This is a genomic window from Salinimonas chungwhensis DSM 16280, from assembly GCF_000378185.1.
GTDB classification, from domain to species: domain Bacteria; phylum Pseudomonadota; class Gammaproteobacteria; order Enterobacterales; family Alteromonadaceae; genus Alteromonas; species Alteromonas chungwhensis.
In genome coordinates this window covers 79282-91653 of the sequence record NZ_KB899381.1, presented here as the reverse complement: position 1 = coordinate 91653, position 12372 = coordinate 79282, and the positions used below count along the sequence as shown (strand labels likewise).

Annotated in this window: 9 protein-coding genes; 6 read left to right on the top strand and 3 right to left on the bottom strand. The window is 49.1% G+C overall.

What is annotated here, in order from left to right; genetic code table 11:
• Positions 1–17 precede the first annotated feature (17 nt).
• Positions 18–974 carry an acetyl-CoA carboxylase carboxyl transferase subunit alpha gene (gene accA / locus F458_RS0110990; protein WP_018983475.1) on the top strand — a complete coding sequence of 319 codons (957 nt, stop codon included), beginning with the start codon at positions 18–20 and terminating at the stop codon, positions 972–974.
• Positions 975–994: 20 nt separating this feature from the next.
• Positions 995–2284 (top strand): tRNA lysidine(34) synthetase TilS, encoded by a 1290-nt coding sequence (tilS, locus tag F458_RS19410; protein ID WP_083928622.1) that lies wholly within the window; start codon positions 995–997, stop codon positions 2282–2284.
• 36 nt (positions 2285–2320) lie between these two features.
• Here tilS and F458_RS0110980 read toward each other — a convergent pair whose 3' ends face one another.
• On the bottom strand, positions 2321–3223 hold the full coding sequence (locus F458_RS0110980) for a GGDEF domain-containing protein (protein WP_018983473.1): 903 nt from the start codon (positions 3221–3223) through the stop codon (positions 2321–2323).
• A gap of 144 nt (positions 3224–3367) precedes the next feature.
• Here F458_RS0110980 and F458_RS0110975 point away from each other — a divergent pair, with 144 nt between their 5' ends.
• Positions 3368–5338 (top strand): monovalent cation:proton antiporter family protein, encoded by a 1971-nt coding sequence (locus F458_RS0110975; protein ID WP_018983472.1) that lies wholly within the window; start codon positions 3368–3370, stop codon positions 5336–5338.
• A gap of 3 nt (positions 5339–5341) precedes the next feature.
• On the opposite strand, the gene F458_RS0110970 is transcribed toward F458_RS0110975, so the two are convergent.
• Positions 5342–5578, bottom strand: a complete 237-nt coding sequence (locus F458_RS0110970; protein ID WP_018983471.1) for a hypothetical protein — start codon at positions 5576–5578, stop codon at positions 5342–5344.
• 200 nt (positions 5579–5778) lie between these two features.
• Here F458_RS0110970 and tadA point away from each other — a divergent pair, with 200 nt between their 5' ends.
• Positions 5779–6324 (top strand): tRNA adenosine(34) deaminase TadA, encoded by a 546-nt coding sequence (tadA, locus tag F458_RS19405; protein ID WP_018983470.1) that lies wholly within the window; start codon positions 5779–5781, stop codon positions 6322–6324.
• Positions 6325–6558: 234 nt separating this feature from the next.
• Here the strand turns inward: tadA and mltF are convergent, their stop codons facing one another.
• Complete coding sequence (mltF, locus tag F458_RS0110960) at positions 6559–7989, bottom strand: membrane-bound lytic murein transglycosylase MltF (RefSeq protein ID WP_156824225.1); 1431 nt, start codon at positions 7987–7989, stop codon at positions 6559–6561.
• 150 nt (positions 7990–8139) lie between these two features.
• On the opposite strand from mltF, the gene purL reads away from it, so the two are divergent.
• Positions 8140–12036: a phosphoribosylformylglycinamidine synthase gene (gene purL, locus F458_RS0110955; RefSeq protein ID WP_018983468.1), complete on the top strand. Its 3897-nt coding sequence runs from the start codon at positions 8140–8142 to the stop codon at positions 12034–12036.
• A 162-nt stretch (positions 12037–12198) separates the two neighbouring features.
• Positions 12199–12339 carry a hypothetical protein gene (locus tag F458_RS20870; protein ID WP_018983467.1) on the top strand — a complete coding sequence of 47 codons (141 nt, stop codon included), beginning with the start codon at positions 12199–12201 and terminating at the stop codon, positions 12337–12339.
• Positions 12340–12372 lie beyond the last annotated feature (33 nt).

Genomic DNA, 12372 nt, shown 5'->3' with positions numbered 1-12372 from the left:
TAACAATAGGACACAGAATGAATATACAGTTTTTGGAATTCGAACAACCCATAGCCGAACTAGAAGCAAAAATTGAAGAGCTGCGGTTGGTCAATCAGGGCGGTGAATTCGACGTCAGTATTGAAGAAGAAATAACTCGTCTGCGCGCCAAAAGTGCCGAACTGACGAAGAAAATTTTCTCAGATCTGGGAGCCTGGCAGGTTTCTCAGTTATCACGACATCCTATGCGTCCTTACACGAAGGATTATGTCGGACGGGTGTTTACGGACTTTGACGAACTCGCTGGTGATCGGGCTTTTGCTGATGATAAAGCGATAATCGGTGGTCTGGCGATGCTCGATGATCAGCCTGTCATGCTGATTGGACATCAAAAAGGTCGGGATACCCACGAGAAAGTTAAACGTAATTTTGGTATGCCTAAACCCGAAGGCTATCGTAAGGCGTTACGCCTGATGAAAATGGCTGAGCGATTTAACCTGCCGGTTATCACGTTAATTGATACGCCCGGGGCCTATCCTGGTGTGGGTGCAGAGGAACGTGGTCAAAGTGAAGCCATTGCCCGTAATCTGATGGAAATGGCAGAGCTTCGGGTACCTATTATTTGCACAGTAATTGGCGAAGGGGGCTCTGGCGGGGCGTTGGCTATCGGCGTGGGCGACAGAGTCAATATGCTGCAATACGCTACGTATTCGGTGATCTCCCCGGAAGGATGTGCGTCAATTCTCTGGAAAAGTGCTGAAAAAGCGCCGCAGGCGGCCGAAGCCATGGGAGTGAGTGCTAAGCAAATTAAAGATCTTGGTCTTATCAACAGCATTATCGACGAACCCTTAGGTGGCGCGCATCGTGACTTTGATGCAATGGGCGCAAATCTTAAGGCAACGTTGAAACAACAACTAAGTCAGCTGCAGTCGCTGGATACTGAGGCATTAATGAGCGAACGCTATGATCGACTTATGTCTTTCGGATATTGCTGATTAAGTGGTTCTGACCACCTGTGTCCATTCCATCGCTATATCATCAGATTCAGGCATCACTGTCTGACTTGTTACTACAAAGCCCGGAACGCCGGGCTTCTTGTTTTGTGGTCGGTTTTAGCGGCGGTGTCGACTCAACGGTATTACTTCACGCACTGCTGGCCGACAAGCCGACGCTGCCTGTGCACGCGGTTTATATCAATCATGGGCTAAGTGTAAATGCCGATAAGTGGCAGAACCACTGTCACGAGGTATGCCGCTCGCTGGACATACCATTTACGGCTATCCCCGTGTCCATCGACAATAGTCCCCGCACCAGTCTTGAAGCCCAGGCCAGAGAGCTCAGATACCAAAAACTCATAGAATACTGTCATCATCATCAGGGCATCTTACTATTAGGACAACATCAGGACGATCAGCTCGAGACCTTTTTATTACAGGCAAAACGCGGCGCCGGCCCGAAAGGGCTGGCCGGTATGCCAGCATTAACCTGGCGAGAGGATATATTGATTTGTCGGCCGTTATTATCGGTTTCTCGCCAGGATATTGAGTCTGAGGCACATTATCAGAGGCTGAAATGGATTGAAGATGAGTCAAATCAGGATAATCAGTTTGACCGCAACTTTTTGCGCAACAGTATTATTCCCGCCCTCACTGCCCGCTGGCCAGTGCTGGCCAAGACAGTATCACGCAGCGCACGACTTTGTGCACAGCAACAGGCCTTATTAGAAGAAGCTGTGGATGAGAAGCTCGCCGGAATGGTGGATGAAGGCGCGCTTGATATAGTCGGTTTGCAATCTTTCAGTCACGCCTGGCAACAGCAGATTGTCCGGCGCTGGCTTGAAAGTGCCGGATTGGCACTCCCCAGTTATAAACAGACAGAGCAACTATTGGCACTAACCGAAGCTCGTGATGATGCGCAACCGATATTATTACTACAGGGATGGCAGGTACGACGCGCTCAAGGCAGATTTTGGCTGGCCAGAGTACTTTCCTCTCCCCCCAGGGAAGTGATTCAGGTAAAAGCCCTGGAGCGCTGCGACTTTGATTGGTCTGCCACACCGCCATTCCAGCTAAACCAGGATGCCCGGGTTCAGGCGAATATGCCGTCTGTACGATGCCGGGAAAATATAAATGGTGTCTCCAAGCCCCTTAAAGCGTGGATGAAACAATGGGGAATACCCGCGTGGCAGAGATCGCACCTTCCAGTGGTTTTTATTGACGGCAAACCAGTGGCTATCGTGCGCCCCCGTGATGTGATTTACTTTACTGATGCGCCTGCTGGGTTTCAGGTTATTATAGAAAAGTAACAAAGCGGCAAAGTTATGCCGCTTTGCGTTACGCAATTATGCTGCAGCAAACGCATTTTTGCCATTTGCTTTGACCGCATAAAGCGCACCGTCTGCACGATCAAATAAACTGTTAATATCATCGCCTGATTGATAGGCTGCGCCCCCGATACTGCAGGAAACATGACGTTTAACAAGCAGTTCGTCTTTGTTAATTTGATCATGGATACGTCTGGCTATACCGTTAATGCACTGTTCATTTGCACAATCCAGCAAACAGCAGAACTCATCCCCACCGAAGCGAAAAGCTTCATCTTCACAGCGCAGAGTGCTTCGGATAATGGAAGCGACGCGCTCCAGTACAGAATCTCCTTCGTTATGACCATAGGTATCATTGACCTGCTTAAAATTATCCAAATCAATGACCAACAGTGCAAAAGATTCGCCATACCGCGCCGCTCGACTGATCAAACGCAGGCTACTTTCATTAAAGCCATTGCGATTGCCCAGGCCAGTGAGGGAATCTTTGGTGGCCATTTGCTTTAGTTGCTTAAACGTCAGTGCTTGTTTGAGTTGCTGTGCAAAAATGAAATGTAATTGCCCAAGCAGATTGCGTTCGCCTCGGGTTAAAGTTCGTGTAAAGTAGTAAGAGCATATGTCATCGGCATGCTCAGCAGAACTTTTGCCAATGTTTAAGTCAATTTTGGTCGGCCTATGAATATTCGGATGGTCGGCGCCAATAACTAAGGTTGGGTCGATAGTTTTGAGACACAAGCCGCGCGCTGGTAAATGCAGACAAAGCTGATGAAAATACACAGAACAAAGGCTGCCGGGATCAAGCGTCGAAAGTATTTTGTGTACAAACGTCTGTAACTGACCACTGGTCATTGACACTGTGGGTGCGGTTAGCAAGTAATTTGTTTCTGTCGGGCTGTCGTAACCGGTATCGAGAAAGTCCATGGGGTTGCCTTAAAACCTTTGCCACTTCACGGCGTTATTAAAAACGTATCGTCAAAATGTTGTCGTTTACGTATTTAGTACTAGATCATAATTTGGGTAAGCAATATGCATGCCCGTAGTTAGTGACAGGGAGGAGGAATTTTGTTGGAAAATGGGTTTGCCGACATCGTGATCTTGATGACCCTTGCAGTAGCCCTTGTAGCTACCTTCCGACGTATCCGCTTGCCGGCAATACTGGCATACCTGGTGGTTGGAATTATTGTTGGGCCTTCTGTAACAGCATTATTTACCAATGCTGATGATATGCATCTGCTGGCAGAAATAGGCATTGTTTTTTTACTTTTTTCCCTTGGGCTAGAGTTCTCTTTGCCCCGACTTCTCGCCATGCGGAATCTTGTCTTTGGGGTTGGCCTGGGTCAGGTTCTGCTTACCTCAGCCTGCTTTTCTGCTATAGCCTTCATCTATTCTGCTGAGCTGCCCGCAGCCATCATAATTGGTGGCATGCTGGCGTTAAGTTCCACGGCAATTGTAATTAAACAAATTACTGAATTAGGCATAATCAATCAACAACGTAGCCAGCTCGCTATTAGCATTCTGTTATTTCAGGACATCGCCGTGGTGCCGTTGCTTATTGCGGTGCCGCTTATGGGAAGCGACTCGGATGCCAACCTCAGTGTTGCTTTGGGGCTGGCCCTTGTCAAAGGCGTGGTGGTAGTTGCCTTACTGCTATCCATAGGTAAGTGGTTACTTCCCTGGCTATTTCGTGAGGTAGCCAGAACCCGCACCGATGAGTTATTTGTACTGACCACCATTTTAGTGGTCCTTTTAGCCGCCGGGTTGACCTACGTATTTGGCCTTTCGATGGCATTAGGGGCTTTTCTGGCCGGTATGATGCTGGGTGAAAGTCAGTATAAATATCAGCTGGAGGCTGACATTCGGCCATTCAGAGATATCCTGATGGGATTATTTTTTATTACCGTGGGCATGCAACTGGACCTTTCTGTGATGCTGGATCATTTATCACTGGTGATTGGCGGCGTCACGGGCATCATGATTATTAAGGTGATAATGGTGCGGGCCGCAGCCTGGCTGGCACGGTGTGAATCTCAACAGGCCTGGTCAGCTGGTATCAAGTTGTGTCAGATTGGTGAGTTTAGTTTTGTTATTGCAGCACTGGCGGCGCGCCATAATGTGATTACACAGGAACAGTCGTCAGTTCTGGTGAGTATGGGTATCATCAGTATGGCTGTCACACCGTTTCTGGTCTCCAGAAGCTGGTATTTTGCCTCTAAAATCGCGCCTGCCCGTCAGCTAAATCAGGTAGCAGATACCCCCTGTGTGGCCTCCCAGCCCCAGGCCGGACATGTGGTCATCGCCGGGTTTGGCAGAGTAGGGCAGTCCGTGGCACGAATGCTTAAAATGGAGGGCCTGGAATTTGTCGTGGTGGATGTAGACCCTATTCGTGTGCATGAGAGCAGAAGTGCAGGCGAGCCGGTAATATTTGGCGATGCCTCACATAAAGATATTCTACAGTCGGCGGGGGTGGCCACCGCGAAACTTCTGTTGATTAGTTTTGACCGGCCAGATGTTGCCGCTGGTGTCATTAATGCTGCCAGGCAGCTTCAGCCGGAGCTGCAGGTTATGGTACGTACTAAGCGTGACTATGAGTTAGAGGGACTTTACGCAGCAGGTGCCTCTCAGGTAGTGCCTGAGTTGCAGGAAGGCAGTCTGATGCTTATTTCGCAGGTACTGCACTATTCTGGCGTACCTATGTCGCGAATCCTTAAACGGGTAACTCAGGAGCGCAAAGGAAGGTATGATCATTTGCACGGCTTTTACCCGGGTGAAACCACCGAAATTTCCTATGGTACCGAAGACAAACTTGAATTTATCCACGCTATTTCTTTGCCGGGACATGCGGCCTGTCTCGGCAAGTCTATTTCTCAATTAACCGTTTTACAAAAGCGCGTATCCATCCGGGGGCTTCGTCGGGATGGACGCGAAGTGAGCGACCCTGACGCCACTACCCGCCTGCAGGCGGGGGATGTTTTGATTATTGCAGGCAAGCCCCGGCGAGTGGAACGTGCAGAGCGATACTTGCTGGAAGGTACCTGAGGATCAGGCAACTCTGTCGTCGTCTAAATCTTTGAATTTTTTCTTAAGATCATAACCGTCATCAGTCACAATGGCCTCGAGGGTCTGAACGCGCTCTTTTAACGCAGCAATTTCTGCTTTATGAGCCTCAAGATCTTTTTTAAGGTCAGCTTTTTTACCGGAATACTTCTCGCCGGCTCCGGTGAGTTTTATAATGGTGGTCGCAATAATGGCAACGATGATAATGGCGGTTAAGTTCATAGTATGTCTCCTGCCCTCTGGCAATCCATTTAGTGTATACAGTTCTAATCAAAAATGCTGCTTTTTCGCTCGTAATTTGGCTAATTGATGTCAGATTTTGATTAACATACTATCTAAGGCAAATATCTGGCCTAAATTTAAAAAAACATAATTTTCAGTGTGTTAAATTTTTCTGTAATTTAGAAATGAGTAAATAAACTATGAATTCGTCAAATTCACCAGCTGATGAAACATGCGTCAGTGAAGATGAAAAATGGATGCGCTATGCGCTGAAATTGGCAGAGAAAGCGCAGGCGATTAACGAGGTGCCGGTGGGAGCGGTGATTGTAAAAGAGGGGCGTATTCTCGGCGAAGGCTTCAATTCTCCCATTCAGGACCACGATCCCAGTGCCCATGCTGAAATGAATGCCATTAGAATGGCGGCCAGCAATATTCAAAATTACCGATTAGTAGACGCGTCGCTGTACGTCACACTGGAACCCTGTCCGATGTGTGCAGGGGCCATTATTCATGCTCGCCTGGCGCGTGTGGTATTTGGTGCCAGCGACTATAAAACCGGCGCAGCCGGATCAGTCATGCAGTTACTGCAAAGCGAAAAGCTTAATCACAAGTGTGTCATTAACGGCGGTATTTTGAAGGCAGAGTGCGCAGAAACCATTTCTGCTTTTTTCGCGTGGCGTCGAAGCCAGATTAAAGCAGCTAAAGCAGCCGCTAAGATTGGCGACCCGACACAGGCTGTAAAGTAGCCATTAAATCGCTGGTGACAAATAGTCGACGACGCTGAAGCATCTTTTGATGAGAGCGCTTGAACATCAGGCGACGGCGATTGTTGTTTTTAAGGGTACGTCTGGTTTTCATAGTCCGGTTTCTTTTCATTCACTCTCCTGATTTATATTGTCTTGAGGCAGAGTCGTGGATCACAATATGATGGCCTGGATTTATACTCTGGCATATTGAGATAAAGCTTATATGACCGTTTTTCAAGTCGCCGGTGCAGAGCGGGCGCTTAAAAAATCGGTATTTTCATCAAGGTAGAGAAGCGTATCATAATAACGGCGGATATTTTCTACATACTGACGCGCCTCATGCCCGCGGGCAAACCCATAGCGCGTGGTTTTGTAATAACGCTTTTGTTCCAGCTGGGGCAAACGACGCTTAACATCTACCCATAAGTCGGGGTTTCCGCCCTGCCGCTGAGTAAGCGTTCTGGCATCCTCTAAGTGTCCCATACCAATATTATAAGCGGCCAGAGCCATCCATAGTCTGTCCGGTGATTTTATGCGTGCCGGGATGCGGGATAAAAGATTACTGACGTACCTGGCGCCCCCTTTGATGCTACTTTGCGCATCAGTCCGAGAATCGATATTCAGCTGTCTGGCGGTATCCTGGGTTAGCATCATCAGCCCTCGCACCCCAGTATAGGAAGTCGCCTGCGGGTCCCAGTGACTCTCCTGATAACTCATCGCGGCCAGAAGTCGCCAGTCGACATCAGTAGCATATTGTTGGAACCAATGTGCATAATCAGGCAAAACGGCTTTTGCCGACTCGATAAAAGCGCGGGTATCCACATAGTTGAAATCCCTGACATGACCAAAATACTTATCTTCGAGGGCTTTGAAAATGCCTGTTTGCTGAATACTACCAAAATATTCAATAACAGCAGCGCGGAGTGAGTCATCCTGCTGCTGATTCATCAGCCATGCGATAGGAACCAGTCGTTTAAGCGTAAAACCGATACTTAACTGAGGATATTGGCGTCGTTGTAATGACAGTGTATTGGTATCCACCAGCGTATACGGCAGCCGGCCATTTGCTACGTCATCCAGCAACTCCCAGGTATCCTTATTGTCTGTGGTTTTCCAGTCCAGAGTAGGGTGAGAACTGTTTAGCTGCTGCAGTAAATGGGCGTTACTACTGCCTTTAACGACTACCAGGGGCTCCTTGAGATCATCAATATTACGGGGACGCTGATTTCCCTGTAAAAATACCAGTTTGTGGCTAACCTGCTGATAGACCGGCCCCAGCTTATACTGCTGTTCGACCGAATCCGGCACCGCATCGCCGGCAGCGGCAACATCAATACGCCCCTGCTTAAGCTCCTTCATCAAAGCCTGATAGGAGTAAAAAGGATAAATTTGCACTTCAACGCCAAGATAATTGGCAAAACCCTGGGCCAGTTCATATTCAAAACCGCGAGGAGATTCATTACCGTAGTAAAATGTCGTTCTGCCAAATATTGTTCCAATTTTCAGCACTCCATCATCCAGCACATTTTGTAATGCGCTGCGCGGCGATACGGGCTGACAACTGACTAACAACAGTACAGTAAGCAGCATAATCATCAACCGTGCACAAGCTAGTGTTGCGGCAATAAACGAAAGTCGAGGGCGTTTGCTTAAGGGCTTGTACATACTTTTCGGTCTAAAAAAATCCTGCTGATTCTCGGCCATGAGGTTATCAATCGGGCAGAATTCATCTATAATCCGCGCCGAAACCCGTCAACCTAAAAGATAGTCACTGTTCACAGTACACGCTATCATTAAACTATCAGGTAAAGCGATATGTTGGTCCTTCGAGGCGCTCCCGCACTGTCTGAATTTAGACAAGCTAAACTTATTGAACGGCTGGGTCAATCCGGCATTACGATTAACCAGGTTCATGCCCAGTTTATTCATCTGGTTTGCACCCGGACCCCGCTGAGTGATTCTGAACAGGCGGTTCTGGACAAGCTTCTCACTTACGGTCCAAAAAACGCTTCCACTTCCTCAACCGGTACACTTTTTTTTGTCACTCCCCGTCCCGGCACGATTTCTCCCTGGTCCTCAAAAGCAACTGATATAGCGCACAACTGCGGTTTGGCGCAAATCGAGCGTATTGAGCGAGGCTGTGCTTACTTTGTTGAGCATGAGGGGGAGTTGAGCGTATCTGCCCGAGATAATATTGCAGCGCTATTGCATGATCGAATGACAGAGTTCGTGTATGACGACATAGAGTCAGCACGAGAATTGTTTAGTCACACTAAAGGCGAGTCATTTGAGTCTATTGATGTGTTAAGCAAAGGCAAGTCGGCCCTTGATGAGGCCAACCAACGTCTTGGCCTGGCACTGGCACAGGATGAAATTGAGTATCTGGCTGATAGTTTCAGTAAACTGGGGCGAAATCCCAGTGATGTTGAACTGTATATGTTTGCGCAGGCCAATTCTGAGCACTGTCGGCATAAGATATTTAATGCCAGCTGGACCATCGATGGTCAGGAACAGGAAAAGTCGCTGTTCAAGATGATCAAGAACACCTATGAGTTGTGTCCGGACCATGTTCATTCGGCTTATAAAGATAACGCGGCGGTTATGCAGGGCTGGTCAGCGGGTCGTTTCTTCCCGCACCCGCAGTCTCATCAATATGAGTTTTCTCATGAGATGATAGATATACTTATGAAGGTGGAGACCCACAATCATCCAACGGCCATTTCGCCGTTTCCCGGCGCCGCAACAGGTTCTGGCGGTGAAATCCGTGATGAGGGAGCTACCGGCCGAGGCTCCAAACCCAAGGCAGGTCTGGTGGGCTTCAGCGTCTCCAACTTACGCATTCCGGAGGCACTTCAGCCCTGGGAGAATGACTACGGCAAGCCCCAGAGAATTGTCAGTGCACTGGATATTATGCTGGATGCGCCGCTGGGTGGCGCCGCCTTCAATAATGAGTTTGGGCGACCAAACTTGTTAGGTTATTTCAGAACCTACGAGCAACAGGTTAACAGCTTTAATGGCACCGAAGTGCGCGGCTATCATAAGCCCATTATGCTCGCTGGCGGTTTGGGTAATATCCGTCATGACCATATTGAAAAAGGTGAAATCACCGTCGGCGCTAAACTCATTGTGCTGGGCGGACCGGCCATGAATATTGGTCTGGGTGGGGGCGCTGCCTCATCCATGACGTCAGGGCAGTCAAATGAGGATCTGGATTTTGCCTCTGTACAGCGTGACAACCCGGAAATGGAACGTCGGTGTCAGGAAGTTATCGATGCCTGCTGGCAACTTGGTGACAATAATCCTATTCAGTTTATACATGATGTGGGAGCAGGTGGCCTGTCAAATGCACTGCCAGAACTGGTGAACGATGCCGGCCGCGGTGGTAATTTTGAATTGCGTAAGGTGTTAACCGACGAACCCGGCATGTCGCCGCTGGAAATTTGGTGCAATGAGTCGCAGGAGCGTTATGTATTGTCAGTTGCTCCGGCGGATCTTGAGCGTTTCGATGCGATCTGTAAACGGGAAAGGGCACCTTATGCGGTAGTCGGGGAAGCCACAGCTGAACAACATTTAACACTAAACGATGAACGCTTTAATAATAAGCCCATCGATATGCCGCTGGATGTACTACTGGGCAAACCACCTAAAATGCATCGCGATGTTACCACCTGTCAGGTCACCGGAACATCACTGACCACCGCTGATATCAGTGTGGCAGAGGCGGCCTCAAGAATACTTCAGTTGCCTGCAGTAGCAGAAAAGACGTTCCTCATCACGATCGGCGATCGTTCGGTTACCGGTCTGGTTCATCGCGACCAGATGGTGGGACCCTGGCAGGTTCCGGTTGCTGATGTTGCAGTAACAGCCACTGCCTTTGATACTTATCATGGTGAAGCGATGGCAATGGGAGAGCGAACCCCCACCGCCTTATTGTCTCACGGAGCATCGGCGCGTCTTGCAGTGGGCGAGGCGCTGACAAATATCGCTGCTGCTAATATCGGCGATCTGCAGCGCATTAAGCTGTCGGCAAACTGGATGGCCGCAGCGGGTCATCCGGGCGAAGACGCCGGCCTCTACGAAGCAGTTAAAGCCGTTGGCGAAGAGCTGTGTCCCGCGCTGGGGTTAACTATCCCGGTAGGTAAAGACTCGATGTCCATGAAGACTGCATGGAAAGATGAAACTGGCGCTGACAAATCAGTGACTGCGCCATTATCGCTGGTCATTTCAGCGTTCGGCGCGGTAAAAGATATCCGTAAAACGCTGACACCTCAGCTTCGTACCGACAAAGGGGCTACTCGTCTCATGGTGCTGGATCTGGGCAATGGTCAGAATCGCCTGGGCGCGTCTTCGCTGGCTCAGGTTTATGGCCAGTTAGGTGATGTCCCTGCTGACGTGGATGACCCGCAACAGCTTAAACAATTCTTTAACGCAGTGCAGACACTGATTGAACAGGATCTGTTGCTGGCTTATCACGATCGCGCCGATGGCGGGCTATTTACCACCGTTGCAGAAATGGCCTTTGCCGGCAAAACCGGTGTTGATATCGAGATGGACGGGTTAGGCGAAGATGCGCTGGCCGCATTATTTAGTGAAGAGCTTGGCGCTGTGATTCAGGTTAAAGAGAGTGACCTGGAGACAATCCGCGGCATTCTGACTGATTTTAAGCTGACTGATATCAGTCACGATATTGGCACATTAAATACCCGGGATCGCGTGACTTTCAGGCGTAACAATAGTGTAGTATTTGATGACAGCCGCGTCAGTTTACGCACACAGTGGGCGCAGACAACTCGTCACATGCAGCGATTGCGCGATAATCCTGCTTGTGCTGAACAGGAATTTGAAACCAAAAAAGATACTACTGATCCGGGTTTACATGCCAATCTGACTTACGCAACTACCGAAGACGTTGCTGCACCATTGATTGCTTCCGGTGCTCGCCCCAAGGTTGCCATTCTTCGTGAACAAGGCGTCAACTCACACAGTGAGATGGCTGCAGCATTTACCCGTGCAGGCTTTGCGGCGATAGATGTTCACATGAGTGATATTCTGGCGGGCCGCGTCAGTCTAAGCGGATTTAGCGGTCTTGCTGTATGTGGTGGTTTTTCCTATGGCGATGTATTAGGTGCCGGCGAAGGCTGGGCCAAGTCGGTATTGTTTAACGAACGGGCGAAAACCGAATTTAGCCAATTTTTTGCCCGCCCGGAAACATTCAGTCTCGGGGTGTGCAATGGTTGTCAGATGTTATCCAATCTGAAGTCTCTGATCCCTGGCACCGAGCATTGGCCCCACTTTGTCAGCAACCAGTCTGAGCGGTTTGAAGCTCGGGTTGCAATGGTGGAAGTAATGGAATCACCCTCTGTGTTGTTACAGGGTATGGCCGGTTCAATGATGCCTATTGCCTGTTCCCATGGCGAGGGACGTGCTGAATTTGCTACGCAAAGCGCGATTGGTCAGCTCCAGCAGGCTAATCAGGTCGCATTGCGTTTTGTAGATAACTACGGCCAGATGACAGAGCAGTATCCGGCAAACCCGAATGGCTCGCCACAGGGAATAACCGGCCTGACTTCTGCTGATGGCAGAAGTACCATTATGATGCCGCATCCGGAACGTGTTTTCCGTACAGTGGCTAACTCCTGGTATCCAGAAGATTGGCAGGAAGATGGTGCCTGGATGCGAATTTTCCGAAATGCGAGAGTTTTTGTCGGTTAATCGTCAAAAATTAGTGGTAAGGCGTCAATATTTTGAATCGACGCCTTGTCATTTTTTAGTCAGTCTATTAAAGTGATTAGCAGCCAGGGGGGCGGAAAAGCTACAGGGATCTACATTAATTCGATCGTTTCACGATGATCGCAGTTATAACAAGAGACGACTATGAATCGTTCATCACGAGGATTTGGCCTGACAGGGGTAGCTGTTGCAGTGATTTTCATGATTGTTACAGCAGTTTTCAGTTCCTCTGCAAACGCCAGTAATAGCGCTATCAGTGCCTGCGAAGTTAAGACGGGCCAGTAACATTTCTGTCGTACGCCGGGCCACCGGCGTACG